Source organism: Paenalcaligenes sp. GW821-LYS-B07-1, from assembly GCF_058803365.1.
In genome coordinates, this window is the sequence record NZ_CM179516.1 from 2,252,728 (window position 1) to 2,279,105 (window position 26,378).

General features: G+C 49.0%; 24 protein-coding genes, 1 other RNA gene and 1 pseudogene. 11 read left to right on the plus strand and 15 right to left on the minus strand.

Annotated features, from left to right (window positions below; genetic code table 11):
* Positions 1 to 7 precede the first annotated feature (7 nt).
* On the minus strand, positions 8 to 478 hold the full coding sequence (locus AC3QL0_RS10800) for a (2Fe-2S)-binding protein (RefSeq protein ID WP_493008488.1): 471 nt from the start codon (positions 476 to 478) through the stop codon (positions 8 to 10).
* Positions 479 to 699: 221 nt separating this feature from the next.
* On the opposite strand from AC3QL0_RS10800, the gene AC3QL0_RS10805 reads away from it, so the two are divergent.
* From AC3QL0_RS10805 to AC3QL0_RS10820, 4 genes are read left to right on the plus strand one after another with little or no spacing between them, the layout of a single operon-like run.
* Positions 700 to 2,976 (plus strand): xanthine dehydrogenase family protein molybdopterin-binding subunit, encoded by a 2,277-nt coding sequence (locus AC3QL0_RS10805; RefSeq protein WP_493008489.1) that lies wholly within the window; start codon positions 700 to 702, stop codon positions 2,974 to 2,976.
* Positions 2,973 to 3,803 (plus strand): alpha/beta fold hydrolase, encoded by an 831-nt coding sequence (locus AC3QL0_RS10810; RefSeq protein ID WP_493008490.1) that lies wholly within the window; start codon positions 2,973 to 2,975, stop codon positions 3,801 to 3,803. Before AC3QL0_RS10805 ends, AC3QL0_RS10810 begins: the two co-directional genes overlap by 4 nt.
* An 11-nt stretch (positions 3,804 to 3,814) precedes the next feature.
* On the plus strand, positions 3,815 to 4,861 hold the full coding sequence (locus AC3QL0_RS10815; protein ID WP_493008491.1) for a 2,5-dihydroxypyridine 5,6-dioxygenase NicX family protein: 1,047 nt from the start codon (positions 3,815 to 3,817) through the stop codon (positions 4,859 to 4,861).
* Entirely contained in the window at positions 4,854 to 5,468 is a 615-nt protein-coding gene (locus tag AC3QL0_RS10820; RefSeq protein ID WP_493008492.1) for an isochorismatase family protein, read from the plus strand. Before AC3QL0_RS10815 ends, AC3QL0_RS10820 begins: the two co-directional genes overlap by 8 nt.
* A gap of 49 nt (positions 5,469 to 5,517) precedes the next feature.
* On the opposite strand, the gene AC3QL0_RS10825 is transcribed toward AC3QL0_RS10820, so the two are convergent.
* Positions 5,518 to 5,961, minus strand: a complete 444-nt coding sequence (locus tag AC3QL0_RS10825; protein WP_493008493.1) for an Lrp/AsnC family transcriptional regulator — start codon at positions 5,959 to 5,961, stop codon at positions 5,518 to 5,520.
* A gap of 122 nt (positions 5,962 to 6,083) precedes the next feature.
* Here AC3QL0_RS10825 and AC3QL0_RS10830 point away from each other — a divergent pair, with 122 nt between their 5' ends.
* On the plus strand, positions 6,084 to 6,974 hold the full coding sequence (locus AC3QL0_RS10830) for a DMT family transporter (protein WP_493008494.1): 891 nt from the start codon (positions 6,084 to 6,086) through the stop codon (positions 6,972 to 6,974).
* 79 nt (positions 6,975 to 7,053) lie between these two features.
* Here AC3QL0_RS10830 and AC3QL0_RS10835 read toward each other — a convergent pair whose 3' ends face one another.
* A complete protein-coding gene (locus AC3QL0_RS10835) occupies positions 7,054 to 8,367 on the minus strand; it encodes an MFS transporter (RefSeq protein ID WP_493008495.1) in 1,314 nt (437 codons plus the stop codon).
* A 62-nt stretch (positions 8,368 to 8,429) separates the two neighbouring features.
* On the minus strand, positions 8,430 to 9,584 hold the full coding sequence (locus AC3QL0_RS10840; protein ID WP_493008496.1) for an FAD-dependent monooxygenase: 1,155 nt from the start codon (positions 9,582 to 9,584) through the stop codon (positions 8,430 to 8,432).
* Between the two features lie 214 nt (positions 9,585 to 9,798).
* Between AC3QL0_RS10840 and AC3QL0_RS10845 the strand changes: the two genes are divergently transcribed.
* Positions 9,799 to 10,263, plus strand: a complete 465-nt coding sequence (locus AC3QL0_RS10845) for a MarR family winged helix-turn-helix transcriptional regulator (RefSeq protein WP_493008497.1) — start codon at positions 9,799 to 9,801, stop codon at positions 10,261 to 10,263.
* 273 nt (positions 10,264 to 10,536) lie between these two features.
* Positions 10,537 to 11,019, plus strand: coding sequence for a bacterioferritin (gene bfr / locus AC3QL0_RS10850; RefSeq protein WP_493008498.1), 483 nt, complete (start codon positions 10,537 to 10,539; stop codon positions 11,017 to 11,019).
* Positions 11,020 to 11,089: 70 nt separating this feature from the next.
* On the opposite strand, the gene AC3QL0_RS10855 is transcribed toward bfr, so the two are convergent.
* The 3 genes from AC3QL0_RS10855 to AC3QL0_RS10865 all read right to left on the minus strand — a co-directional run bounded on the left by AC3QL0_RS10855 (position 11,090) and on the right by AC3QL0_RS10865 (position 14,095).
* Positions 11,090 to 11,845, minus strand: coding sequence for a class I SAM-dependent methyltransferase (locus tag AC3QL0_RS10855; RefSeq protein ID WP_493008499.1), 756 nt, complete (start codon positions 11,843 to 11,845; stop codon positions 11,090 to 11,092).
* 90 nt (positions 11,846 to 11,935) lie between these two features.
* Positions 11,936 to 13,075: an acyl-CoA dehydrogenase family protein gene (locus AC3QL0_RS10860; protein WP_493008500.1), complete on the minus strand. Its 1,140-nt coding sequence runs from the start codon at positions 13,073 to 13,075 to the stop codon at positions 11,936 to 11,938.
* Positions 13,076 to 13,405: 330 nt separating this feature from the next.
* The gene (locus AC3QL0_RS10865) at positions 13,406 to 14,095 is read right to left on the minus strand and encodes a tellurite resistance TerB family protein (protein ID WP_493008501.1); all 690 of its coding nucleotides are present in this window, start codon (positions 14,093 to 14,095) and stop codon (positions 13,406 to 13,408) included.
* A 132-nt stretch (positions 14,096 to 14,227) separates the two neighbouring features.
* Between AC3QL0_RS10865 and AC3QL0_RS10870 the strand changes: the two are divergent.
* Positions 14,228 to 14,732, plus strand: a pseudogene (locus tag AC3QL0_RS10870) (SDR family oxidoreductase).
* Between the two features lie 114 nt (positions 14,733 to 14,846).
* Here AC3QL0_RS10870 and AC3QL0_RS10875 read toward each other — a convergent pair.
* The gene (locus AC3QL0_RS10875; RefSeq protein WP_493008502.1) at positions 14,847 to 15,617 is read right to left on the minus strand and encodes a class I SAM-dependent methyltransferase; all 771 of its coding nucleotides are present in this window, start codon (positions 15,615 to 15,617) and stop codon (positions 14,847 to 14,849) included.
* Between the two features lie 162 nt (positions 15,618 to 15,779).
* Between AC3QL0_RS10875 and AC3QL0_RS10880 the strand changes: the two genes are divergently transcribed.
* The 3 genes from AC3QL0_RS10880 (at position 15,780) to modD (ending at position 17,483) form a co-directional block, all read left to right on the plus strand.
* Complete coding sequence (locus tag AC3QL0_RS10880; protein WP_493008503.1) at positions 15,780 to 16,127, plus strand: two pore domain potassium channel family protein; 348 nt, start codon at positions 15,780 to 15,782, stop codon at positions 16,125 to 16,127.
* Between the two features lie 80 nt (positions 16,128 to 16,207).
* The gene (locus AC3QL0_RS10885; RefSeq protein ID WP_430222969.1) at positions 16,208 to 16,564 is read left to right on the plus strand and encodes a DUF6693 family protein; all 357 of its coding nucleotides are present in this window, start codon (positions 16,208 to 16,210) and stop codon (positions 16,562 to 16,564) included.
* A gap of 55 nt (positions 16,565 to 16,619) precedes the next feature.
* Complete coding sequence (gene modD, locus AC3QL0_RS10890; protein ID WP_493008504.1) at positions 16,620 to 17,483, plus strand: ModD protein; 864 nt, start codon at positions 16,620 to 16,622, stop codon at positions 17,481 to 17,483.
* A gap of 120 nt (positions 17,484 to 17,603) precedes the next feature.
* Here the strand turns inward: modD and AC3QL0_RS10895 are convergent, their stop codons facing one another.
* The 7 genes from AC3QL0_RS10895 to AC3QL0_RS10925 all read right to left on the minus strand — a co-directional run bounded on the left by AC3QL0_RS10895 (position 17,604) and on the right by AC3QL0_RS10925 (position 26,303).
* Complete coding sequence (locus AC3QL0_RS10895; RefSeq protein ID WP_493008505.1) at positions 17,604 to 19,607, minus strand: DUF4139 domain-containing protein; 2,004 nt, start codon at positions 19,605 to 19,607, stop codon at positions 17,604 to 17,606.
* A 223-nt stretch (positions 19,608 to 19,830) separates the two neighbouring features.
* Positions 19,831 to 20,194: a transfer-messenger RNA gene (gene ssrA / locus AC3QL0_RS10900) on the minus strand.
* Positions 20,195 to 20,267: 73 nt separating this feature from the next.
* Positions 20,268 to 20,780, minus strand: a complete 513-nt coding sequence (locus AC3QL0_RS10905) for a hypothetical protein (protein WP_493008506.1) — start codon at positions 20,778 to 20,780, stop codon at positions 20,268 to 20,270.
* Between the two features lie 451 nt (positions 20,781 to 21,231).
* Positions 21,232 to 22,029: a DeoR/GlpR family DNA-binding transcription regulator gene (locus tag AC3QL0_RS10910; protein ID WP_493008507.1), complete on the minus strand. Its 798-nt coding sequence runs from the start codon at positions 22,027 to 22,029 to the stop codon at positions 21,232 to 21,234.
* A gap of 240 nt (positions 22,030 to 22,269) precedes the next feature.
* Entirely contained in the window at positions 22,270 to 23,541 is a 1,272-nt protein-coding gene (gene ertE / locus AC3QL0_RS10915; RefSeq protein WP_493008508.1) for an N-carbamyl-l-glutamate amidohydrolase ErtE, read from the minus strand.
* Entirely contained in the window at positions 23,538 to 24,908 is a 1,371-nt protein-coding gene (ertD, locus tag AC3QL0_RS10920) for a hydantoin-5-propionate amidohydrolase (protein WP_493008509.1), read from the minus strand. Before ertD ends, ertE begins: the two co-directional genes overlap by 4 nt.
* Before the next feature lie 27 nt (positions 24,909 to 24,935).
* Positions 24,936 to 26,303 carry an amidohydrolase family protein gene (locus tag AC3QL0_RS10925; protein WP_493008510.1) on the minus strand — a complete coding sequence of 456 codons (1,368 nt, stop codon included), beginning with the start codon at positions 26,301 to 26,303 and terminating at the stop codon, positions 24,936 to 24,938.
* Positions 26,304 to 26,378 lie beyond the last annotated feature (75 nt).

Genomic DNA, 26,378 nt, shown 5'->3' on the forward strand with positions numbered 1-26,378 from the left:
TGCCACCCTACACCACTTGAGCCGCAGCACGCGCTGCTGCAAGAATTTCCATATGCGTGCCACAACGACAAAGGTTGTGACGTAGCTCGTTGCGTATTTCTTCTTCTGTTGGGTGCGCATTACGCAGTAGCAAGGCCTGTATGGTCATAATCATGCCGTTTAGGCAATACCCGCATTGCGCTGCTTGATGATCTATAAATGCCTGCTGCACAGGGTTCGGCTCACCCTCTGTCGCCAAACCTTCTAAGGTAGTAATGGCATAGCCCTGCACCGCTAAACAGGTGGTCACACAAGAGCGTGCCGCCACCCCATTCACCAATACCGTACAGGCACCACATTCACCCAAACCGCAACCAAACTTAGGGCTTTTCAATCCAAGATCATTACGCAATACGTACAGCAATGGTGTGTCAGGGCTGACCTGCACTTCACGCTCTTTATTATTCACTCTTAACCGCATTGAAACAGGAGTAGACATTGACACACCAAAAAAGTCTATACACTCTAAAAAAACAATAAACTAAAAAATTGCTTAAAATATAAACAATCTCAGTTCAAATGCATACTCAATAGCAGTAAGGGTTTATACCTAAAATAATTTTTATAAGCGCCACTGACAAAAGTTTTCCCTATAATCAATCTAAAGTGTACACGCTCTAATTTACAGAAATGAGCAACGTTTTCACCTCAGGAATATACATGCTTGAGCACTCCCCCAAGCTTCTGCAGAAAAATCTCTTTGAAAACAACGATAGTTTGTTGATTCTGCGCGCCCCCAGCTTGCCACCACAACCGGTAGCAGGCCAACCTGGAGTGGTCTCAACATACCTGCAAGCACATGACGATATTTTTGTCGCCATTACTGCCCAGCATATTTATGCCTTCAATGGTCACGTAGACCTAGGTACTGGCATACAAACAGCTTTGGGGCAGATCGTTGCCGATGAGCTCGATATACAGCCTCAGCAAATGCGTATGGTGCTTGGCCACACAGAGGCCTCCCCCAATCAAGGCCCTACCATTGCCAGCGCCTCTATACAGATCTCGGCCATCCCTCTGCGCAAAGCAGCTGCTCAAGCCAAACAGTTGCTGCTGCAGCATCAAGCCGAAAAGTGGCACACCGAAGCACATCTACTACACGTTATCAATGGCCACATACATGGGCCCAATGGCTTACAGATTTCGTATCACGATGCCGTAAAAGGTGTGCAGTTACGCGCCTATCTGGATCTAGACACTCAGACCAAACCGCGCGAGCTGCTTACTATAGTAGGAACATCTACACCACGCGTGGATATCCCCAAAAAAGCAGTTGGGCAATTCACCTACGTACACGACGTTGAAGTACCTGGCATGTGGCATGCACGAGTCGTGCGTCCTCCCTATGCGGGTCGTGATAGTGGTGATTTTATTGGCCACAGTTTGGAGTCTATTGATGCCTCTTCTATTCAGCATCTAGCCTCTGATGTACTGATCGTGCAAGAAGGAGATTTTGTTGCTGTCGTTGCTCAACGGGAAGAACACGCCATTCAAGCAGCCCGCGAAGTTAAGGTACATTGGCGCACACCCACTGCCCTGCCACCCCTACATGATTTAGGGGCCGCTATTAAGGCCCACCCACACACCCCGCGCCTATTAAAAGACAACACCGACGAGCACACCGCACCTCACCCCGCTGGCAGTATCACCCTACAAAATGAGTATGTGTGGCCGTTCCAATTGCATGCCTCTATTGGCCCCTCATGCGCTGTTGCAGATTACACCCCCCAACGTTCGCGCCTGTGGTCAGGCACACAAAACCCGCACATGCTGCGCACCCAGTTGTCTGAACTATTTGAGTTAGAAGAAGGCAGCATTGAAATTATTCGCCATGAAGCCTCGGGCTGTTACGGGCGCAACTGCGCAGATGATGTATGCGCCGATGCGCTACTGATCTCTAAGCTCACGAATAGACCCATACGCGTACAACTGAGTCGTGAGCAAGAGCATGCTTGGGAACCCAAAGGCGCCGCACAACTGATGCTCAATACCGCATCCGTCAGCCCTGATGGGGAACTCCTGCACTATGACTTTGCCACGCACTACCCCTCTAATGACTCCCCCTTGTTGGCCGCACTACTGATTGGCAAACTCGCCCCCAATCCACGCACCTTGCAAATGGGTGACCGTACTGCCGTGCCGCCCTACCAATATCCAAGCCAACACATTGTCTGCAATGACACGCCACCTATAGTTAGAGCCTCGTGGTTACGGGGCGTTTCCGCCCTACCTAACAGCTTTGCTCACGAATGCATGATTGATGAATTAGCCACCGCAGTGGGGCACGATCAAGTCGCCTTCAGAATCAAGCATCTGCATAACGATAGCCGCGCTCAAGAACTACTGACTACTGTTGCTAAAAAAGCCCAGTGGCTACCCCATCAACACGGCTCACGCGGAAAGGCGGACAGCGAGGGCTGGATGCATGGTCGTGGTGTAGGTTATGCACGTTATATACATAGCCGCTTTCCTGGTTTTGGTGCCGCATGGGCAGCATGGATTCTAGACCTTAAAGTACATGCACAAAGCGGCAAGATTGTCATTAAACACATCGTTGTGGGGCAAGACACCGGACAGATGGTCAACCCTGCTGGTGTACGTCATCAACTGCATGGCAACGTTATTCAATCGCTCAGTCGCAGCCTGTATGAGTCCGTGACATTCAATGCACAAGGCTCAACCACACTTGAGTGGGGGGCGTATCCCATTCTGAAGTTCACCGACCTTCCCCCTATAGACATCATTTTGATGGATAGGCAAAACGAAGATCCATTAGGAGCTGGCGAATCTGGCTCATTACCTTGTGCACCTGCCATTGCGAACGCACTTTTTGACGCTACCAACATTCGCTTTTACGAAGCACCTTTCACGCCGCAGCGTGTTAGCCAGCGCCTACAGTCATCACTCACAAATTCTAGAGGAGCAAACACACAATGAGCACCTATCTCTATGGCGGCAACGTGCATGCCAATGGCATTAGACAACACTATCTACGCTATGGCATTCCTACTGATGCCGCACAACAGAAGCGCGAAGCCATCATTATTATTCCGGGCATTACCAGCCCTGCCGTGACATGGGGTTTTGTAGCTGAACGCTTTGGTCAGTACTTCGACACCTACGTATTGGATGTGCGTGGCCGTGGCCTAAGCTCTGCTGAAGATGGGCTGGATTACGGCCTTACTGCGCAGGCTGAAGACGTGATTGCCTTTGCTAAAGCACTAGGCTTGAGTCGCTACAGTCTGGTAGGCCACTCTATGGGTGGACGCATTGGTGCCCGCGCTGCAGCCTTGCACCCTACCGCTGTGACACGCTTAGTCATGGTAGACCCACCCGTTTCTGGCCCAGATCGCCGCCCCTACCCCGCAAAACTACCGTGGTATGTGGACTCTATGGCCATGGCTCGCAAAGGCTGCAATGCCGATGATATGCGTGCATTCTGCCCTACATGGACAGAAGAACAATTGCAGTTACGTGCCCAATGGCTACACACCTGCAACGAAAGCGCCATCATCCAAAGTTTCAATGACTTCCAGAACGATGACGTGCACCAGAACTTTGCTGCATTGACGTTGCCCACCATGCTTATGATCGCCGAACGCGGTGATGTGGTGCGTCCAGAAGATGCGGAAGAAATTCAAGGTCTAATCAAAAACCTCACCATTAGCCATGTTGCCAATGCTGGCCACATGATTCCTTGGGATAACGAAGAAGGCTTCTACCAAGCCTTTGGCGATTTCCTGGGCGCAACCCTTAACCCATAACGAGACTCAACATGGCCGTAAGTGACTATCAACTTATCAATGCTTGGCTAGAAGTCCTGACACTGTCCAAGCTGGAAAAAAACCAAGTCGTTACCATTTTGACCAGTAACGCTACCAACGAACAAACCATGCGCTGCGCCACCATTGCCGCACAAATGAAAGGCGCCATTGTTAATCGCTTGGACTTGCCGCCCGTCAACGCTGAAAAAGCCTTGAGCAGAGACTCACTGTCTTACTTGGGTACCACGCCTATCACCAACAACCCTGCCGCTATCGCCAACCTTAAAGCCAGCGACTTGGTGTTGGATCTGATGACACTGCTGTTCTCGCCAGAACAAAGTGAAATACTCGAAACAGGCACAAAAATCTTGCTCGCCGTTGAACCGCCAGAAATTCTGGTGCGTACCGTTCCTAGCGCACAAGATCGCACCCGCGTATTAAAAGCTGCCAAGCTCATTGAGCAAGCCAAAGCCATGCGCGTAACCTCTCCCGGCGGCACCAACCTGTATTGCCCTATTGGTGATTTCCCCGCCATTAGCGAATACGGTTTTGTAGACGAACCCGGTCGTTGGGATCATTGGCCCAGCGGTTTTGTGCTGACCTGGCCAAATGAAGGCGGCGCTACCGGCACGATTGTTATCGACAAAGGCGACATTTTATTGCCGCAGAAGAAATACGCATCTGAACCTATTACGTTGACAGTAGAAAACGGCTATGCCACCAAAATTGAAGGCGGCATTGACGCTGAACTATTAAACGAATACATGCACAGCTTCAAAGACCCCGAAGGTTTTGCTATTTCACACATTGGCTGGGGACTGCAACCACGAGCCTACTGGTCCACCCTTGAGCTGTACGACAAAGAGCAAACTATAGGCATGGACGCCCGTGCGTTTGAAGGCAACTTCTTGTTCTCATTAGGACCAAACAACGAAGCAGGCGGCGATCGTACTACAGCCTGCCACATTGATATTCCTTTGCGCCGCTGCGATGTCTATTTGGATGACTTGTGCGTCGTGAAAGCCGGCAAAGTTCAGGATGGAGAAAACCATGAGTAGTAATGATGTGTACGCCAAGCAAGGCTTTGGCGCGACGCTAGAACCTGTAGCCCCGTTTGGTTTGTTGATTATTGACTTGGTTAATGGTTTTGCTGACCCTGAGGTATTTGGCGGCGGGAACATCCTACAGGCCATTGAAAAAACCCAAGAGTTGCTTGCTATTGCCCGTGAGAAAAACTGGCCTGTCGCACACACGCGTATTGTGTTTGCCGACGATCAGTCTGATAACAACATTTTCAGCATCAAAGTACCCAGCATGCTGACCTTGTTAGAAGATGCAGAAATCAGCCATATTGTGCCTGAACTTACCCCAGTAGCAGGCGAACTGGTAGTACGGAAAACGGTGCCTTCTGCATTTTTTGGCACATCGCTGGCCGCATGGTTAACCCAACGTGGTGTGCAAACGCTAGTCGTAGCCGGAGCTGTGACCAGTGGCTGCGTGCGCGCGTCTGTTGTTGACGCCATGCAACTAGGCTTTAGACCCCTAGTCGTCTCAGATTGCGTGGGCGACCGAGCCATTGATCCGCACAACGCTAACCTGTTCGACATGAAACAGAAGTACGCCTACGTGGCTACACTGGAAGAAACCAAAGCGTTACTGGGTTAAGCCCATCTACTCAGGCGCACAAAAAAGCCCAGGGCAATCGCTCTGGGCTTTAGTGTCTAGGCAAAGGCAAACGTCGTGCCACCAATTGCGATTTCACAATCGAGCTGTTCGTTTCAGCCTTATCCCGAACACCCTCTAGAATAAAATCCAGATGCTCAATAGAGCGCAAGCACAACCGCGCAATAAAACAATCGTCGCCCGTCACCTTATCGCATTCAATTAATTCCGGAATAGCCTCTAGCAACTTCTGCACAGCCTGCAGTTTGCCCGGCAGCGGTTTGACGCGAACTATTGCCTGTAACGAATAGCCCAACGCGTGCAAATCCACCTCTAGAGTGAAGCCCCGGATCACTCCCCTCTCTTCCAAGCGACGCAACCTATCAGAAGCACCTGGCGCTGAGAGCCCGATGTGATCAGCCAGCGTCTTAACAGGCATGCGCGCATCCGCTTGCAAGAGCGCAATAATGTGGCGGTCAATATCATCCAAAGCCATTAAGATATTTCTCCATTTTTATCTTTTTAAAAAAGATCTTTTATCTATTCTATCTTCTTTATAGGGGATGAAATATTGTAAATTCTCTATAAACTGAACACTGTTACACAACGGGAGGTTCAATGAAGGACAACATGCGCGGCACCATCGAAATGACTACGGCCATGGTGATTTCCGGCACCATAGGCTGGCTGGTCGTATTATCTGGGCGACCAGTCACTGAGGTAGTGTTCTGGCGCTGCCTATTTGCTACGGCAACCTTACTGCCCGTTTGTGCCGCAATGGGGCTACTGCGACGCGGGCAAATCACGCATCAGCAACTACTGCTAGCCGCATTAGGTGGCGTAGCCATCGTCGCCAATTGGCTATTACTGTTTGCCGCCTATTCGCGCGCATCCATTTCTATTGCCACAGCGGTCTACAACACGCAGCCGTTTATGCTGGTAGGACTGGGCGCCCTGCTGTTACGCGAAGAACTCACACGCTCCAAAGTGGGCTGGCTGGTGCTATCGTTTGGTGGCGTACTGTTGATTGTTCTGGCACGCCCCGATGCGGATATGGGTGGCAGCAATTACCTAACCGGTATTCTGATGTCTCTGGGGGCGGCGTTTTGTTATGCCGTAGCTGCGATGATTACCAAAAAACTCAAAGGCATACCGCCTCACCTCATTGCCTTGATACAAGTACTGGTAGGTACGCTGCTGTTACTACCCTTTGCGTTTAGCAGTTACGATGTGATTGCTCCCGCCAGTTGGGCCTACTTAGTCACACTCGGCATTGTGCATACTGGGATCATGTACATTTTGCTGTACGGCGCCATACAACGTTTACCCACGTCGTTGACTGGAGCACTCTCGTTTATTTATCCGGTTGTTGCATTTCTTGTGGATGCTCTAGTCTTTGGACACCGTTTACATCCCTTACAGATACTAGGCATCACTGCTATTTTGTTGGCCGCTGCCGGCATGGTGCTAGGATGGAAATGGCCTAAATTCACTGCACAACAGCACTGATGCACAACTTACGTCGCTGAGTCATAAAAAAGCCCAAAGCAATTGCCTTGGGCTTTTTTATTTCATCACCACAAACTGATTAGCGATTCACTACCTTAGCGGGAAAGGCCAAGGCCAACAACCCACTACCTACCAAACACACCGAGAAGAACCACAATGCAGCATGGCTGGTACCGGTTAAGTCTGTCGCCACCCCAATTAAGGAGTTACTGACCAAACCAGCGATGTTTGCCAAGGAACATGCCAGCGCAAAACCGGTTGCCGCCGCTGTACCTTTAAGGAAAGTGGCAGGCACGCTAAAGAATACCGGCACCGCCCCCAACAACACACCAGAAGCAATGGTGAACATCAACACCGTTAACACCAAGTTATCAGAAACAAAGGTACTGGTTGCCAACGCCACTGCACCCACCAACAGCGGAATGCACAAGTGCCAACGTCGCTCGCGATGACGGTCAGAACTTGCACCAATCGCCAACATACCAATTACCCCAGCAATACTAGGAATAGCCGACAACAAACCAATATGGAAGGTATCTACGACGCCAGTATTGCGAATGAAAGTAGGCATCCAGAAACCAATCGCATACGCCCCTAACAAAATAGAGAAGTCTATAGCCCCTAGCATCCAGATTTTGACGTTAAAAAAGCCATCCTTAAAACTGGTTTTTACCCCTTTGCCTTCTTTATCGTCGTTTTCCAAATCTTTACGCAGCAGCTCCTTTTCTTCTGCAGTCAACCACTTGGCTTTGTCGTAATGATTAGGTAATGCCCAGAACGTCAGGATACCCAACAAGATACTTGGCACCGCCTCAATCATGAACAACCACTGCCAACCACGGAAATCATACAGTCCATCGAAATGGTGCATGATCCAACCAGAAATTGGGCCACCGATCACGCTGGATAATGGCAAACCAATCATGAACAACGCAATAATTTTTCCGCGTCGGTACGTAGGAAACCACGTAGTTAAGTAGTACAGCACCCCAGGCAAAAAGCCTGCTTCTGCAGCACCCAGCAAGAACCTAATGGTGTAGAACTGAGCCGGTGTACTGACCAACATAGTCAGACCTGACAAAATCCCCCACGAGATCATGATGCGAGCAATCCAGACTCGCGCCCCCACCTTTTCCAAAGCCAAGTTACTGGGCACTTCAAACAGAATATAGCCCACGAAGAACAGGCCCGCACCCAGCCCATAAACGGTCTCACTGAATTGCAGATCTTCCAACATCTGCAACTTAGCAAAGCCCACATTAATCCTATCCAGATAAGCAGCTAAATAACAAAAACATAAAAATGGAATCAACTTCCACGTTATCTTTTTATATAAATCACTGTTATTTTTATCAATATTTTTTGCGAAAACTGTAGCAGTTTCTGTGTGCATTATTTGTCCCCTAATGCTGCAAAATCATGAACGCATTCCCCTAGAGGAATGCGTGTATTTTTTTATTGAGGCTGTAAATCAGCTACTTTCAGTGGGTCAGCGTAGACATCGTAGCCATACACCCATGCTGGATCCTCCTGTTGCAGCAAGAATGTATTGCCGTTAGAAACCGCTTGTACTTTGGTGGCACGTTCTTTGCGTGTGCCTTCGTACAACGAGAACGCGGTAGCGTAATCTTCAACGCCAGTTTCTTCCAAACATCTGGCCAAAATAGCGGCATCTTCAATAGCCATGCATGCACCTTGCGCCATGTGTGGTCGCATAGGGTGACACGCATCGCCCAGCATCACTAAACGGCCGCGGCTCCATAGCGGCAGCGGGTTACGGTTCAGTAATGGCCATTTCGTAATGTTCTCTGTAGAACGAATCAGGTTCTGAACAGTAGAGTGATAACCATCGAAAGCTTGCAGCATTTCTTCTTGGCTACTGTCTACGAATGGTCCTTTGAAATCCCACGCCTCATGCGGCACACCTGTCACAAAGTAGTATTCGTCACGCTTACCGGTGGTGTAGTACACCATCATGTGGCTATCAGGGCGCCACCACTTCACACAAGGTTCAAACTCATCGGCAAACTTACGTAAGCTTTCACCACGAATCAATGCACGGTGAGCCACCCAACCACTGTAGGTAGGCACTTCAGCACCCAACAGCGTTTCACGCACTTTGGAGTGAATACCATCTGCGCCAATGACTAAGTCAGCATGTATTTCGGTACCGTCTTTAAAGGTCAGACGCACATAGCCATCTTCTTCTTGCAACGACTCTAAGCGTTTGCCGTAATGCACTGAGCCTGGTTTCAAACTATTGATTTGCAGCTCATGCATATCACCACGGTGAATAGTGATGTAGGCCGCGCCGTATTCTTTCTTAGCAAACTCGCCCAAAGGGATACGCGACAAGTAGTCACCGCTCACACCATCACGACTAAACCAGAAGTCAGGGTGAGAACCCATGTCTTCCAATTGCTTTTCCAAACCAATTCTTCTGAAGATACGCATGGCATTAGGGCCGATGTGAATGCCTGCCCCCAAACGGGAGAACGCATCCGCTTGCTCGAAAAGCTCTACATCCAACCCTGCCTTTTGCAACAATGCCGCCGCCGCTGCACCACCAATGCCAGCGCCCACAATCGCTATGCCAACTTTTTTAACCATTTGATATGTACTCCAATAACTATCTATGCTTCAAACATCCACATTTAAAGTGTACACACTATTTATATTGATTTAAATCAAATGATATTAGGGGTTTTCTCTAATAAAATCACACCTTTTAAAGCGCACACACTTTTTATGAGTTGTGTTAGCACACCCCTAGGCAACGCGCTATACTTAGCCTCTGTCTTACTCCAACACCAAAAAAATGCAGATGGCAGAAGAAAATCAACCTACAGATACCCGCGCTGACTATGACGTTACGGAGCAAATCGGCCACTTATTACGTCGAGCCACGCAACGGCATACTGCAATTTTCCAGAACAATATTGGCGACCCACAGCTCACCGCCATACAGTTCGTAACGCTCTGCGCACTGTACGACCGTGGGCCCAGCTCACAAATAGAACTGGTAGAAGCAACGGCAGTAGACCAAGCCACTATCCGAGGCATCATTAATAGGCTTAAAGCGCGTGAGCTGGTACTGCTATCCACCAGTGACGACGACAAACGAAAAGTGATTATTAGCCTAAGTGCTGAAGGCTTAGCCCTGATTCAATCTCTGATTCCTAAAGCCCAGCGAATCAGCCAATTAACCGTCGAACGACTAAATCCTGCAGAGCAAGTTGCCATCATTTACCTACTGAAAAAAATGAGTGACGACGAAGAGATCAGCTAACACGCTCTTGTTCATCGCGCTACAACTTGTCTCTAGATGTAGAGACCAATGCAAAAAGGCCTCCTATACGGAGGCCTTTTTGCTGACATTATGACTACTATTTCAACACCATAGACTAGGCATGACCAAGCAGCATTGCCCTTGTAAATAATTCCAACACCTTTGTTTCTTATCAACGATTAGTCACACCTTCACCCTGCCCATGTTTCCTCAATCCGGCGGATCAATCTATACTGCTAGTATTGTCAAACAAATCATCGTTTTGGAGCGTATATGCAAGGCCACCCGGAAATCATCGCATGTTTGAATGAACTGCTGCGTGGCGAGCTGGCTGCTCGTGATCAGTATTTTGTACACTCACGCCAGTACGAGGATCAGGGTTTTCTGAAACTGTACGAGCGTATTAACCATGAAATGGAAGAAGAAACGCAACACGCCGATGCGATTTTGCGCCGTATTCTGTTCTTGGGTGGCAAAGCCGACATGCGCCCTCATGCATTCACTCCTGGCGATACCGTAGAACAGATGCTGCAAAAGGATCTGGATACCGAATACAGTGTGCGTGACAACCTGAAAGCCGCCATGGCTCTGTGCGAAAACTTAGGTGACTTCAATAGTCGCGACATTTTGCTGGCACAATTGCGCGACACCGAAGAAGACCACACATACTGGTTGGAAAAACAACTGAACCTGATCAAGCAAGTAGGTTTGCAAAACTACCTGCAAGCCAAAATGGGTACAGAAGCTCAAGGCTAATCGCCCCACGGTGCTTGTCTATATAAGCACCCGTGCAAACATAGGCCACACTCACCTAGCGGCGTGTGGCCTAGTTTTTTGTCCCTTCCACACTGATCAGTTCATCACTGCTTTGCGGTGCTCGACCATACTCGTAGCCACCTGACACCACCACATTCGTGAAACCTGCTAACTGCAGCGCCATGCGGATTTCGCTTGGGCTCCACCACCGCAACACGAACTCCTCCAGCTCTGTACGTTGCAACTGACCGTTTTCCCATAATTCGTAACGGTGCAACTCTGTACTGACTTGGTTGGCGTAATCTATGTTCAACGGTGTACTAGCAAGTGTCACTATACTGCCCTCGCCCACCTGCCATTTACGCATTGATGGTTGGCTAGTAAAGATAGCTTGAGCGGCATCCAGATCCAGCATCAGTCTACCGCCTACGTTCAATTGCTGATAGAAATTACCCAGCACCGTACAGGCCGTCTCAAAAGAGTCTATAAGCTGAAATGTGCCTGCAGGAATAACGATGGCATCAAAGCGCGGCGCTGACTGGTAACTCGCAAAGTCGCTATGCACTAATTCAGCGTTTAACTGGTGCTGCTGCAGTGTAGAACGGGCGACCTCTAGCATGTGCGATGAGGCATCGTAGCCCACCACTGTTTTATTGGCTTGCAACAATGGAACGAGAAACCTGCCGTTACCCACGCCAGGCTCCAAGATAGGGCCATTCACGTCACGCAAACGCTCTAGGTAATACGCCACGTCGCCAAAAGACACTCCTACAGGCTTATCGGTTTCATAGACTAGCGTAGACAACTGTCCGTACTTATTCTTCATTACGTTTTTACACCTAACGCTCACGCCTACGTCACCGTAGGCGTGATGATTACATTACAGAAAGCCGGAATTATATCCTTTCGCTGTGCCTTAGCGCCCATTCATCAGTGATCTACCGATGAGCATACGTTGAATATCGTTTGCCCCCTCGTAGATCTGCGATACCCGCACATCACGGTAGATGCGTTCTACGGCATAGCTTTTGGTGTAACCACTGCCACCGTGAACTTGTATCGCGTCTGAACATATTTTGGCCGCTGCCTCAGACGCAAATACTTTCGCCATGGAAGCCTCGGTTAAACATGGTCTGCCGGCATCTTTAAGCTGGGCGGCACGCCACACCATTAACCGCGCCGCATCCAACTGAATGGCCATATCAGCCAAACGAAAATTAACCGCTTGATGCTCGATGATGGGCTTACCAAAAGTGATACGTTCGCGTGCATAGGCTGTAGCAGCCTCAAGCGCAGCACGCGCCATACCCACGGACTGTGCGGCAATACCTATTCTGCCTTCTTCTAAATTCGACAGCGCAATGCGATAGCCATCGCCCTCTTTACCCACCAAAGCGTCTAACGGTACACGGCAATTTTCAAAGACGATCTGAGCGGTATCTGAGGCATTCTGCCCCATTTTCTCTTCAATGCTAGACACGATATAACCGGGTGTAGAAGTAGGCACCAAAAAGCATGAAATACCTTTTTTACCGGCCGTTTTGTCTGTGACCGCAAAAACAATCGCCACATCTGCATTTTTCCCCGACGTAATAAACTGCTTTACGCCATTCAACACCCAACTATCACCATCCTTTACTGCAGTAGTCAGCAAAGCGGAAGCATCAGAACCTGCTTGCGGTTCAGTCAAACAAAAACACCCTAGTTTTTGACCACTGGCTAACGGTCTGAGCCATGTTCTTTTTTGTTCGTCTGACCCATACTTATACGGTATGCCGCACACTAACGAATTTTGTACAGACACAATAGTAGAGGTGGAGCCATCGCCAGCAGCAATTTCTTCCAGCACCAACACTAAGGTCATGTAGTCCATACCAGCACCACCTAGCTCCTCTGGAATGGCTACCCCTAATGCTCCTAATGCTCCTAACCCATCAAGCGCTGATTTAGGGAACGTATGATCACGATCCCACTGTGCTGCAAAAGGGGTTATTTTCTGGTGTACAAACTCACGAATGGAATCTCGAACCATTTCGTGTTCGGGCGTTAGAAGCATAATTTAACCTTTACTCTGTATTCAAAATTAAAAAACACCGGCGCAATTTCTTGCTGAACAACATAACAGTGTTGCATTAACAAAGTAATGAATCTAGCTAGTAGATACCACAAGGTTATCCACCACTATTGTTGATAAGGTTGGGGATACCGTTTTAACAGCCAGCCCTAAGCCACGAATCATAAGGCTTTACTATAGCCTGAGCAGTTTTTATACACATGTAGCGCAACAGCCTTGGTTGCGCTTGGTAACACATCACATTGCTTCGACAATAAAAAAGAGGACAAGGAAATCACTTCCTTGCCCTCACAGTCCGCTATGCATTAGTCGTTACGCGGTCACTTGCAAAGCGGTTTGCTCCAAATGCTCTTTCAAACCTGGCTCTAACTGTAGCTGTCTTGATAGCTCATCCAAATAGGCTTTTTCCATAAAGGAGTCGGCGGAGGTGATCAACACACTGACTAAGTACACCTCGGCTTTTTCTTCGGGAGTAGTCGCTAATTTCGCAATCGCAGAAGGGTCAGCTGGGCCTTCTAACTGCGTTGTGATCCATTGTTGCTCTGCCGCCCCTGCGGGTAGTTTTGCAAACTCAGCATCCAATAACGCTTGCTCTTCTTGATTGATGTGGCCATCTGCTTTGGCGGCAGAAATCATTGCTGCCAACACCAAACGGCTTTGGTGCTCCAACACGGGGGCGGGTAATTGTTCAAACTGGCTTGGTGTGGTTGGCGCTGATGTCTCAGCAGGTTGGCCACCTTTTTGCTTCCAGTCACCATAAGCACGGTAGGCTAACGCACCTATCGCGGCCACTCCACCGTACATAGCCACTTTACCACCTACTTTTCTAAACTTCTTATTGCCTAATAACAGCGCCAATGCACCACCTGACAATGCCCCACCCGCAAAGCTCTTCACCGAAAAAGGATTAGCTGATGCATCGTCATTCTTAGGGGTGGTAACTGATTTAGTATAAGCCTGAGCAGATTGCATCAATTGCTGCAAAACATTCTGTAGCGACATAAGGCTTGTACTCCAAAAAAACCGTAAGAAGTAATTGGATAAGCATTATGGGATTTAGTTCAACTACCTCTAGGGTTTTTACTCTGGTTGTGGCCTAGGCATGGCAAGACCTAAACGTAGTTAGGCTATGACGTGTGCTTCACGTATCAACAGCAGCATGACAAAGCGGCGTCCCTAGTAGAGCACTGCGATGCTCACGCCGGCAAAGCTGTTGCCATACAAGCCGATAGCAATGTGCCTAGCGATATGGAGTCTGTATTTCACAGTGCGCAGCAGCTTTCCCCCTTGTATGGGTTAGTCAACAACGTAGGTATAACCAGCCAAATACAGCCCTTTCACCTTATCGATGAGACCACACTACGCCGCCTCCAAAGCAGCCATTGAGACTTTCACGGTAGGGCTTGCTAAAGAAGTTGCCACACAAAACATTCGTGTGAATGCCGTTTCACCCGGTATTACCCATACGGATATTCATACTTTATCAGGCGAGCCAGATAGAGCTCATTGCCTTGCGTCTAGAATACCTATGCAGCGCTCTGCACACGCTACAGAGATCGCTGAAGCCGCATTATGGCTGCTGTTGCCCGCTTCGTCGTATGTGACGGGGACGGTAATTCCGGTGGCGGGTGGGTTATAAGCATTTATCCCCATAAACTGTGCATAAGGTTGGGGATTGTTGGGTAACAGCTTGCTGCGACCCAACAAATGCGCGCTCCTTAGGTACATGGAGCAATTTTTATACAGTTACTCATCATGCCTGAGCTCGGCAGCAAAATAGTCCTGTAGACATGGTGAAGCTACCTTCAGACTCGTAGTACAACGCTTCATGCACTTGCTTAGGCGCACCTTGCTGTAAGGCACGTATTGCTTGTACGTTCAGATCTGGCGTACGCATGCGTGTCACCCAACTGCTGAACTCTAAACGTACTGGCCATGCTTGCTTGTCTTGTACTTCAAAGCCAGCGGCTGCCAACATGCGTCGCCATTCTGTTTCTGCGTAATCACGCACATGCGAGGTGTCGCGCAACAACTCAATGGTTTGGAAATGCGTGTCTACCAATGGGTTTTCGTAACCCAACACATCAATCACCAACAAGATGCCGCCAGGTTTCAGCACGCGCTTAGCCTCAGACAAAGCAGTTGGTACATCACCCCAATGGTGCGCGCTGTATCGCGTGGCCACCACATCAAACGAGGCATCGGCAAAAGGCAAACTCTCCACTAAGGTTTGCAAGGTTTCAATGTTGTTGAAATCACGTTGTTTAGCGGCCTCTGCTACAACCTCCAACATACTAGGTGAGGCATCAGTCGCCACCACTTTAGAGAGCACTGGAGCCAACGCAAAGCTCAAGTGCCCTGCTCCACAGCCCAGATCCAATCCCACGCTAGAGGCTGGCATATGCTGTGCTACATACGCTGCGGCAGTTTTCAGATCGTCGCCTTGAGCGTGTACGGCACTGCTCAAATAAGCACTAGCCTGTGAGTCAAACTGGTTAACAACAGATTCACTATGGGTACGCATATTCATTCTCCTGATAAACAATGCCTACCCTACCAGCTCTGTAAACCAGTACAAGACTATTTCTGATACTGGTATAAAAAACACCTGTAAAGCACTTTTCCCTACTTGCCGTACCACACGGGGTACACTCTCGCTGTTTATATCGGTATTTTCTTGGAGAGTATGGCGATGTATGAAAGAAAAGGAAGCCCTCTTTTGACCAGAAAGGACTTTCTGAAACGCATGCTTTGGCATATATGCATTGCGCTGCTATTAATTTTAGTAGTATTTATGTTTGGTGTACTAGGACAAGTAGCCGTAGAAGATATCTCTTTGCACGACGCTTTTCTGAATACTGCTCTTTTGCTGGGCGGCATAGGTACACACAGCATGCCTCAAAGCATTGCCGGAAAGCTATTTATTGCTATTTATGGTTTTATTACCGGGTTACTTTTCCTTGCTTCTATAGGTGTAATTCTTGCTCCAGTAGCGCATAGAATTATGCATAAATTTCATTTAGATGAAGATTAAGATTACAGCTGCTTGAATAGCGCATCCTTTTTACATTTTATTTTAGTTATCACCCGCACACTATTCGTAAAGAAATCACCATGAATCCACAATTCAGCACCTTGCAATTAAAATCTGAGCTCACCATCACCGAAATCATTGGTCACGGCATTATCTGGATTTTGCTGAGTATTGTGACCTTTGGCTTGGCGCTGTTTGTGTTTCCCTACTACATGCAGAAATTCATTATTAGCCAAACCTATGCCTACGATCAGCAAGGAAATCGCGTAGGCAGATTGGTATGCACTATCGACTTGGCCAGCATTATTGGCAATATTGTGTTGTGGGCCATTATTAGTGTGCTGACGCTGGGCTTGGGATATTTGATTTTCATGTACAAAATCAATGCCCACTGCATGAGCCACACCAAGCTGGTAGATAGCAATCTGGTGTACTAAGCGCTATTTAGATTACTCTATAGCGTTAACCCTTTTACTGTTGAGGTAGCCGCTTATGAGTCTAGCCCCTGTATATTTTGACAACGCCATGTTGGAAGACTGGCTTCAGGAAGACATAGGCTACCTAGACCTCACCAGCACCCTGCTGCAATTGGGAGACAAGCCTGCCCGCATTACGTGGCGTACACGTGGTGCCACGGTCAGCGCTTGCACCGAAGAGGTAGTACGCCTACTGCAGTCGCGTCAGGTGACACACATCAAGCACTTACCCAGCGCTCAACACGCCGCCGATGGTGACATGTTGGTAGAAGCTGAAGGCCCTGCTCAGGCTTTATTGGATGTCTGGAAAGTTGGCCAAAACCTGCTGGAATATGCCTGTTCGGTTGCTCTGCGTACCCATCAACTGGTGGAAGCCGTTAAACAACTTAACCCCCACGTGGGCATACTGACTACCCGTAAACACCCACCGGGTTTGCGACGCATCGCAGTGAAATCCACGATGGCTGGCGGTGCCTGGCCGCATCGGTTAGGGCTATCTGAAACCATCTTAGTTTTCCCCCAACACCGCGCGCTCTTGGCTGAAAATGGTTGGGCTGAGGTCAAAGAAAAACTACGCCAAAACGCCAACGGCTTGGCGGAAAAGAAAGTGGTGATAGAAGCAGCAACGTTAGAGGAAGCACTACTGGCTGTAGAGGCGGGTGCGGATGTCATCCAATTCGATAAGGTCGCGCCTGCACAATTACGCGAATGGTGCACTCCTCTACGTGAGCGCTACCCATCGTTAAAACTATTGGCAGCTGGCGGCATCAACAAAACGAATGCAGCAGACTATGCCAACTGTGGTGTTGATGGGCTGGTGACCAGTAGCTTGTACTACGGCCCACCCGCCGATATTAGTGTGAGTATGCAGAAAATCTAACCTGCCTCTTGTGAGGTTGCCGTCCATACCAATGCTCTAACGATTACGTATGCAACATGCGTACCTGATGCAATACCTCACACATGAAAAAGGGCTGTCACTGACAGCCCTTTTTAACATTTAGAGTTTACTGATTGCCTCTCGGAATCGCAGGCGCGCCTCTAGCCATTGCTGATTCTGTTCTTCTGACAACTTACGCAGTTCAGCAATGCGGTCTTCTAGAGCTTCTAGCTGTTGAGAAAAACGTTGCCCCAGATTGCTTTGGTCACTCACTGCCCCAAGGTTCTCGCGTACACGAGCTTGTTCTTCAACCTGCTCCTCCAACAGCGACTGCGTGTGTTGCCAATCTTGTTGTGCAAGGCTTTGTTTTTCACGCAACGCAAGCAGCTCAGGCATTGCCGCTTTCCATTTAGCATTCAACCCGCCTTGGTTCCAGTTGTACAACACACTTTCACTCACGTCATCCAGTCGCAACTCTTCCGCATCTAAACGACTAAAGGTGGCTTGTACTTGCAAGGTTTTACCTGCTGGTACAGTCAGTCGTAGTCTATAGCTCTGGCTAGTTTGCTCGGTTTTGGCTGCGCTGGTGAACTCCCAACCTTCCTGACGAGGGATGTCGATAATAATCTGGCGCTCTTCTTGCACTGCACCCTGTACGTTATACGTCCATAGCTGGCTTTGCTTCCATGTACTTAAGGCTACGCCATTCGCCACTTGTGTTTGTGTGATCTCACGAGCAGTTGTGTACTCTTGCTGAATTTGTACTTTGTTATCTCTAGCAAAATAAATCAGCCGTGCTTCACCACTAGGCAAACCGCTAAGTTGCGCATCGCCTATGTGGCCTAGCTGACGATCAAACACTGTGATGATGCCTGGAGGCAGGCTGCTATCTAACGTGTTCTTCAGATAAATAGCGGCACTAGGATGAGGGCTGCTTTGATTCTGAAAGTAAACGGACACATCCTCGGCTTGTACCTGCTGGTCTTGGAAAGGCACTGAAATAGTTTGGCCACTGGCTGCCGTAACAGGATCCGGAATGGTAAAACGCACGACGGTTTGGCCTTCATCCGTAATTGCTGCCGTACCACCGGCAACCCCAGCAGAATTTGCTCTTCCCCGTTCCAGCATTCTTTCTTCTCTCACCACCGCTGACTGTACCGACCGCTTCGCCATCATGGGGGCTGCAACAGGTGCAGGCGCATAATCCGCAAAGCTTGCTGAATAATTATCAGGTTCGGGGGCGGTACTACTGCCTACCGCGATGGGGAGCTCTGGACGTGTATGCCAGTACTGCTGCAACAATGCCTGCTGATACACCACTGGAGAACCAGAGCTAAGGGTCAGGCTGATATTGTCCCAATTCTCGCCCGTTGTATTCTCCACCACGGCCCAAGCTTGAAGTCTGGCTTTATTATCCTTGTCTAACAAAAGCCTATACGTGGTTTTCCAAATAGGGGCAGCTATCAAGTAGCGCAGTTCCAGCTCTTTTGCTTTGGTAGGGGCCAAAGACAGGTGCAATTCGCGACTGTTATCGTTGGTCTGCCGTGCCAGAATTTGGCTAGCTTGCTGCAATTGCTCTTGAATACGAGCATCCAGTACCTGCAAGCTGCTGTCTGGGCCTAGCTCTACCGTTTGCACTTGCCCTTCGGGACTAAGCAACGATAAGGAATATACGGTTTTTTTCTCTTGTTCTTGCGCATCTACGCCTAGCAAGGTGCCTCGAATGCTGCGCCCTTGCGAATAGGCCTGCACCTCTACACCACGCAAACTGCTGGCCAACGCATGAATAGAACTAAGGCTATATTCGTTAAACGGTAGCCCCGCCAAACTGCTGTCTAGAGGCGCTTGTCCCGCTAGCGTTAAGCTTTGAATACGTTGCTCAGCATCCGTAATCAGCAGAGTTTTGAGCACATCATCAACTTGGCTCAGGGGCACGGTTACGCTGACTGGACCTTGCTCAGGAATAGCGACTTGCCTCACTACCTCGGCAATACCTGCCGTAGACAAACTGATTTCACGTATGGAGTCTGCCCATGTTGCTCCACCCCACAAGCAAAGGCTAAGAGTAAGGCTAAGACGAGTAGTAACACCAAGCCTAGCAACAGACAAAGGTAGAGCAGACATAAACATATTCCTAGTAAAAACAGTACGAGAATTATGTAGTATTGACCTGCCTTGTGTGGCATTGCAAGGTAAGCAAAGCTAACAATGGTGAATGAGAGGGAACAAGCGCTTCAGATCAGTGTGAAATCGGTGTGAAACGATCACGAAAAACCAGAAATATTTGCTAGATTGTGCTTTTCCAAAAACAAAAAGGGCACACTTTTCAGTGTGCCCTTCTGTTTACTGGTGGAGCCGGCGGGAATTGAACCCGCGTCCGCAAGCCCTCTACAGGCAGTTCTACATGTTTAGTTGATATATTTTAGAATTTAACCTCGGATTATGCCCATCAACAGGCCTTTCCTTGGCGATTCGCTTAGATTTAAAACTTGGTTGAGCGAACCAACCAAATTCGATTTCTTGTAAGTGACGCTGCTGTTAGTTGCCTAACCTAACCCAAGAACAAATTAGTGCAGCGGCAAAGCCGCTTAAGCGGCTAGTGCGAAACGCTCTTCGTTTGCGTTTAAAGTTTTCCAGTGGATTTACGAGCTTACTGGTGCTCGACATGCCCTGCTCTGCTTCGCGACCCACGTCGAAGCCAGATCGGCCCCAAATGTTCGTTTATGCAGTTCTTCCTAGTATACATGCTTAAACCAGTTGAGGCCAAACTCTGCAACAATATTTTTACTCTATTGCCACACTACTATCTTGCCAATCCAGACTCATCATTTCCCATGCGTCATCATCTTTACGGTAACGCACATTGGCAGTAAATACGGCTTTGTCGCTACGGCCTGTTTCTATGATGACCCGGTCTGCGGGCGCTTGAATGATGAACTCACACTCTCTGACCATTTTGGAATCATGCGTAGGAACAAACGCAAACGCTAAGGTCATGGTGGATTTGCTGGCATCACGCACTAGAATTTGTGTTGCTTTATACGCCTCTAATACATCGGTACAGCGCGTTTCTTGTACAGCTAAGGCGCGTTCTTGTTGTGCTTCTGGGCTGTCGTAATACATGTTGTACCAAAACACACAGAGCAATAACGCCAGCGCTGCAACACCACCGTGCATCCAGGCACGTTTACGTTGTTCAGCATTTATATCGGCCACACCGAACAGGATACCGCCAGAGCGTATCAAAACATAGATAGAGTACAACCCTATCGCACCCGCCACTATTAGACCAATCATAAATCACCAAAATTCAAAAAAGGAATCGTAGCCGGTAGTTTACCTGTGTCTCTGTCTGTACCACCACCATCGCTATTTATTCTCGCGTTTCTTGCGCCAGCGCAAATAGTCTTACCCAATATTGGGGTGATTGTTGCGATAATACTTAAAAATAGTTACAACTCTTTTAGATGTCAAACGTTAACGAAAGCAAAGTTTTCTGATGTAATACAAACATCTACCAATGCAACGTTATGTAGACATTTGTAGCCCCCGCAGACCTTATGTAGCACCTTAGTATTTATTGCTCCACCTTGGAAACACTGTTAAATATTTTGGGGAACATCATGATGGATCTTATTCACCTGAGCACAGATCTACTCCCAGTTATTCTGATTGCATCGGGTTCCACAATCGTTCTGGTCTTACTGCTCAGCCGGGATTACTGACCTATAGGTCAACTGTGTTTTCCTTACGCACACACACTAGCATCGGCTACCTGTACAGCAACATTTGCTTGCTTCATCGCATCAGCTAGCCACACTGGTAAGGCTTCATTACAAATGAAGCCATCAAACGCTATTGCTTTACATACCCTGATATTAGCTTTAGCGTCTTGCAGCACTTGAGAAGATAAAGCGATGACTTTATCTGTTAGCTCCATGACTCCCTGCTTTAACGCTACGTCGCTGAGGTCCTCTTGCATGACGGTGCCCTCGTCATCAAACGCATGTACGCTCATAAACGCAATATCGTAGTGAAACATGCGCACGATACTCATGACTAAATCGCCGTGAGCGATAAACATGTCGCGTTTAGCCATGCGTTTTACGGAACCACCAGGGATAATCGCTTCGATCACAGGACTAGCACTTAGACGCTGCGCAATGTCTAAGTTATTGCTGACTACCCTACAACGTTTCTGACTGGCTAATAATGCCGATGCAACGGCATTACTTTCTTCACCAGAGTCTAGATAAACCGTCATGCCTGACTGTATATGATTAACCGCCAGTTCCGCCAAATGACGTAATGAGCAAGTGCGCTCGGAGGGTAACTGCTGAAAGGTCTTCGCGGCCATCATGGCACCGCCATGACAACGCTCTACCAAGCCACGCTCAGCCAAATAACTAAAATCACGACGGATAGTTTGCTGCGAAGTATTAAAATGCGCAGCCAATGCCTCTATCGTTACGTAACCGCGGTGTTGAATCATCTCCAAGATGCGAGTACGACGAAGATTTAACGAAGGAGGAACAGCAGGCAACATAACAAACCCAGATCTTCAAAATTAGTAGGCCTATCACTACCTACCTCTTGGCTTAATTCTCTACAGAATAGCACCTGGGTTTTGCTTTAACTTCATCAATCAAGCGCCAACATCCCGCACTCTTTAGGTAAATGCCCTCAGAATCAGCGCCTTGAACGCCAATAACGGCCCTGAGAAACGTAAATACTCAGAGCCGCTCTGGTTGACCTCTATACGGAATTTGGCTAGGTTTTGGCGTTCTCACCCTAGAATTTTCTGATCTAACGCTAGTATGCTTTGCGTCAACACCCTCAATCCTGCCTCTAGTTCGTCTAGCTTTATGCCCTCCTCTGGGCAATGACTACGACCATTCAAGCAAGGAATGAACACCATACCTGCGGGGGCAATCGCGGCCAAATACACGGCGTCATGACCGGCACCGCTGGGTAAACGTAGCGAGTTATAGCCCAACACTACTGCTGAGTGCTCGATAACATCCACCACCTGTGGTGCAAACTGTGTAGGTTTGCCATAACTTACCGATTCAGTCTGCAGTTGTAGACCTAATGCCTGCAGATCTGGCTGCAATGCGGTAAACAGTTGCTCGCCATACTGTGCTAAAACCTCCCCATCATTACTACGTATTTCCAACATGAGCTCCACTTTACCGGGTACGGCATTTGAGGAGTTCGGTGTGACAGCAAGGTACCCTACTGTAGACACCACGTAGCGCTGATCTGAGTTCATCTGGCTTGCTTTATGATAGGTGGCCTGTATCAGCATAGCCGCCCCCACCAACGCATCTTTACGGTGTGTCATAGGCGTAGTGCCAGAGTGATCTGGCTGCCCTGTCACCACAACCCTAAAGCGTCGTATTCCTACTAGATCCGTCACCACACCAATAGGAATATGCTGCCTTTCTAATACCGGCCCTTGCTCTATATGCAGCTCTACAAATGCATGCAGATCGCCTGCTTGATACAGTGGTACATCTAGTTTGTCTGGCGCCCCACCAACTAAGGCTATAGCCTCCGCTAACGTACCACCAGCCGGGGCTCGTTGTGCCAACATATCGGTACTCAACGCCCCCACCATTGCACGACTGCCTACGCATGACACACCAAAGTCACTGGGTTCCTCAGACAAGAAATCCACCACCTCAAACGGGTGATCCAGTTGCTCACCACAGTCATGCAAGGCTTTAGCTACTTCAATGCCTGCAAGCACACCAATGATGCCGTCATACCTACCACCATCAAACACGGTATCGCAATGTGAGCCCGTCATAATCGCTTTGGCCTGGGGCTGCTTGCCTTCTAGGCGTCCGATTAAATTTCCGCCGCTGTCTATACGTACAGACAATCCAGCCTGTTGCATTTGCTCGGTCAGCCATTGCCGTGAAGCAATAAAACGGGGGCTGAATGCGCGACGCGTCCACGGGCGCTCTGGGTCGGTAAAGGTAGATAGCGTCTCTAAACGTTGCCATAGCCGTTGGCTGCTTAGTGCTTGTAGGGCGGCATGTTGACTGCTCATGACACAGCTCCAGCACGGTGTGGTCGTATGAACTGACCATCGCCTGCCTGATTACAAATTTTGCGGCCATCCCAGACCAATTGCCCGCGCAAGAACGTCGCAGCAACCTTCACCATAAACTCACGGCCCTCAAACGAGCTCCATGTAACTGCCGATAAACTCGTCGATGGATCAAAGGCATAACGCTCTTGATCAAGAATAACGAAGTCAGCATCGGCACCAGGGTTCAAATGCCCTTTACGATGTTCTAACAAGAAATGCTTCGCTGGCCCTTCGCACAACAATTGCACCACCATCGTGGGGGATAAACCGTGCTCTATACACCCTGTCCACAACGCCGGCAGCAAGGTTTCCAGACCTGGACCACCTGAAGAGTTCTTGAACACATTAGGATTAGACTTACGCTCTAAGCCCCAACTCACGTGATCGGACGACACAAACGTACACTCGCCATTTCCAATGTGCGTCCACAGCTTTTCTACCTCAGCTTTAGGGCGTATAGGCGGGTAATGCTTGGTCAATGCACCAAAGCGCTTGGTGTGTTCTTCATGGTTCAGCATTAAATACTGCACGCAGGTTTCTATACTGGCCGCTGTGCCCGCACGCTTATACATGTTGCACAGCTCAAAGCCTCGTGACAACGATACGTGTACCGCATGAGCACGAGCTCCCGTCAACGCACCCAGCTCATAAATCGTTGCCGTAGCCAGGTTCTCTACCAACGGCGGGTGTGCACGTAAAAACGCATCCCAACCGGTATCACCTTCCTCGGTCATTCGCAGAATATTTTTACGGGTAATTTCCTGATTTTGATTATGCACCCCGCAGGCCAAGCCCGAAGGAGCAATCAATCGGAAGGCCTCATAGAGCACGTCTTCTTCTACACGAGGAAAACGATTAGGGCTGGCCTCAAACGTCGAGAACTTAAACGCGCATGCTCCACCTTCGATCAGCCCTGGAATAGCTTCTAACCCATACTCATTATTTAAGGTGGCGTACGCCGCCACATCCACATGACTGTCTTGTTCAATAAGCTGTATTTTTCTATCTAGCTGAGGACGTGAGGCCACGGGCTCTGGATCGTCGTAAGGCATTTCTACCATCGTCGTCACACCTCCTGCCGCTGCAGCCCTAGAGGCCATACCTATACCCTCTTGATTCGCTTGGCTGCCGGAATGCACCTGACCATCTAACACACCGGGGATTACCCACCTGCCACGCGCATCGATAAACTCGCGTGCAGACGGCACGTTATTAGCCTCGCCAATAGCAACTACTTTGCCCTCACGTATTGCAAACCAGCCATCAAAACGAATGCGATCCGCACCCACAATATTGCCCTGTACCACTACATCAAAATCACTCATGTCTGTCTCCTGATTAGTATGTTTGGCTTAGCGTGGTGCGCGTAATGAAGGCAAAGCGGCATTGCTGGCTAGCAAGCGCTCCCATGCTTGTGCAGTCGCTTGTTCAGCCTGTTCCAATACGTCTGACTCATTCATGCTCAAGACCTTTCCGTCGCGCATCAGGAACTTCCCACCCACCATGACCGAATCCACCACACCGGGGTCGGCATAGTGCACGATGTTGGATACGATTTGATTCACTGGACGCATACGCGCATGTTCCAAGCTAATAAAGGTCAGGTCTGCCAACTTGCCTTCCTCTATAGAACCTAGCTCGTTCAAACGGCCTAAGGCCTTTGCCCCATTACGTGTGGCGCAATCGAGGATTTCTTGTGGTTGAGGTGTCACGCCACCGCCTGCGCTGCCTCTATGCACCACAATGCCGAACTGCATCGCTTTGAACATGTCTTCGGTCATGTTGTCGGTACCAAAGGCGATATTCACGCCCTGTTTCATGGCATACCCCACCTTCACTTGGTGTGGGCCACGTCGTGATGAGTTTGCAGGGCAATGTGCCATGTGTACGCCTTGGCGAGCCAAAATATCTATGTCTTCTTCTGTGCAATGCGACCAATGCGCTGCTGTCAAATCGGTGTCCAACCACCCGTTATCCAACAAATACCCCACTGATGTTTTTCCAGTCAGTTGATGTATTTGTTTAAGCTCGGCACGCGACTGCGCTAAATGCACATTACGCTTTACACCATGCTTATGAGCAATGGCCAATAGCTCTTTCAGCATCCATGGCGAACAATTATCGGGCGCATGCGATGCCACCTGGCAATGAATACGCCCACCCTCTGCACCGTGGTACCTCTCAATCAGCGCTTCGGTTCTGTCTAAATATTGCTGCCCCCAATCTCGATCGTAGTGATACTCACCCGTCGCCATTTTGAGGTTATGTGCATCGGCTCCCAACTCACTAAACACCACGCGCAATCCGGTATTCACGACCGCATCAGCATAGCTGCCTACAAATCGGCTGGAATCGCTCACCGTTGTGGTGCCAGAGCGCAAGGCTTCCAATGCCCCTAACCTCGCCATAGCGGCACGTTCCTCGGGGGTCATGATGAAGGTAATAGGTCCCATATAGCCATAAATCACCTCCCCCATGTAGTCCTCGATCGTGCCGCGCATCACCGTTAACACCAAGTGCGTGTGTGAGTTAATAAACCCTGGCAACAGTGCTTTACCAGTGGCGTCCACGCGTTCTACGTTGGGGTAGCGCGCCAAAATATCGTCAGACTTACCTACCGCAGCGATCTTTCCGTCTACCACGGCTACCGCGCCGTCATTAATAATGCTGCCCTGCTGATCACACTGGACTAAGGTTGCCCCATGAATTACGTATGCCATGTCTGTCTCCTTTTTTAGGGCGCAAAACGCCCTCCCGCCTTTTTTGGGATATCAATGCTTCAAAAAAATCAGTAC

Excerpts from the sequence above, each read along its gene's own strand:
- AC3QL0_RS10800 (WP_493008488.1), bottom strand. The coding sequence starts at position 478 with ATGTCTACTCCTGTTTCAATGCGGTTAAGAGTGAATAATAAAGAGCGT.
- AC3QL0_RS10805 (WP_493008489.1), top strand. The coding sequence starts at position 700 with ATGCTTGAGCACTCCCCCAAGCTTCTGCAGAAAAATCTCTTTGAAAAC.
- AC3QL0_RS10810 (WP_493008490.1), top strand. The coding sequence starts at position 2,973 with ATGAGCACCTATCTCTATGGCGGCAACGTGCATGCCAATGGCATTAGA.
- AC3QL0_RS10815 (WP_493008491.1), top strand. The coding sequence starts at position 3,815 with ATGGCCGTAAGTGACTATCAACTTATCAATGCTTGGCTAGAAGTCCTG.
- AC3QL0_RS10820 (WP_493008492.1), top strand. The coding sequence starts at position 4,854 with ATGAGTAGTAATGATGTGTACGCCAAGCAAGGCTTTGGCGCGACGCTA.
- AC3QL0_RS10825 (WP_493008493.1), bottom strand. The coding sequence starts at position 5,961 with ATGGCTTTGGATGATATTGACCGCCACATTATTGCGCTCTTGCAAGCG.
- AC3QL0_RS10830 (WP_493008494.1), top strand. The coding sequence starts at position 6,084 with ATGAAGGACAACATGCGCGGCACCATCGAAATGACTACGGCCATGGTG.
- AC3QL0_RS10835 (WP_493008495.1), bottom strand. The coding sequence starts at position 8,367 with ATGCACACAGAAACTGCTACAGTTTTCGCAAAAAATATTGATAAAAAT.
- AC3QL0_RS10840 (WP_493008496.1), bottom strand. The coding sequence starts at position 9,584 with ATGGTTAAAAAAGTTGGCATAGCGATTGTGGGCGCTGGCATTGGTGGT.
- AC3QL0_RS10845 (WP_493008497.1), top strand. The coding sequence starts at position 9,799 with ATGGCAGAAGAAAATCAACCTACAGATACCCGCGCTGACTATGACGTT.
- bfr (WP_493008498.1), top strand. The coding sequence starts at position 10,537 with ATGCAAGGCCACCCGGAAATCATCGCATGTTTGAATGAACTGCTGCGT.
- AC3QL0_RS10855 (WP_493008499.1), bottom strand. The coding sequence starts at position 11,845 with ATGAAGAATAAGTACGGACAGTTGTCTACGCTAGTCTATGAAACCGAT.
- AC3QL0_RS10860 (WP_493008500.1), bottom strand. The coding sequence starts at position 13,075 with ATGCTTCTAACGCCCGAACACGAAATGGTTCGAGATTCCATTCGTGAG.
- AC3QL0_RS10865 (WP_493008501.1), bottom strand. The coding sequence starts at position 14,095 with ATGTCGCTACAGAATGTTTTGCAGCAATTGATGCAATCTGCTCAGGCT.
- AC3QL0_RS10875 (WP_493008502.1), bottom strand. The coding sequence starts at position 15,617 with ATGCGTACCCATAGTGAATCTGTTGTTAACCAGTTTGACTCACAGGCT.
- AC3QL0_RS10880 (WP_493008503.1), top strand. The coding sequence starts at position 15,780 with ATGGCGATGTATGAAAGAAAAGGAAGCCCTCTTTTGACCAGAAAGGAC.
- AC3QL0_RS10885 (WP_430222969.1), top strand. The coding sequence starts at position 16,208 with ATGAATCCACAATTCAGCACCTTGCAATTAAAATCTGAGCTCACCATC.
- modD (WP_493008504.1), top strand. The coding sequence starts at position 16,620 with ATGAGTCTAGCCCCTGTATATTTTGACAACGCCATGTTGGAAGACTGG.
- AC3QL0_RS10895 (WP_493008505.1), bottom strand. The coding sequence starts at position 19,607 with ATGTCTGCTCTACCTTTGTCTGTTGCTAGGCTTGGTGTTACTACTCGT.
- AC3QL0_RS10905 (WP_493008506.1), bottom strand. The coding sequence starts at position 20,780 with ATGATTGGTCTAATAGTGGCGGGTGCGATAGGGTTGTACTCTATCTAT.
- AC3QL0_RS10910 (WP_493008507.1), bottom strand. The coding sequence starts at position 22,029 with ATGTTGCCTGCTGTTCCTCCTTCGTTAAATCTTCGTCGTACTCGCATC.
- ertE (WP_493008508.1), bottom strand. The coding sequence starts at position 23,541 with ATGAGCAGTCAACATGCCGCCCTACAAGCACTAAGCAGCCAACGGCTA.
- ertD (WP_493008509.1), bottom strand. The coding sequence starts at position 24,908 with ATGAGTGATTTTGATGTAGTGGTACAGGGCAATATTGTGGGTGCGGAT.
- AC3QL0_RS10925 (WP_493008510.1), bottom strand. The coding sequence starts at position 26,303 with ATGGCATACGTAATTCATGGGGCAACCTTAGTCCAGTGTGATCAGCAG.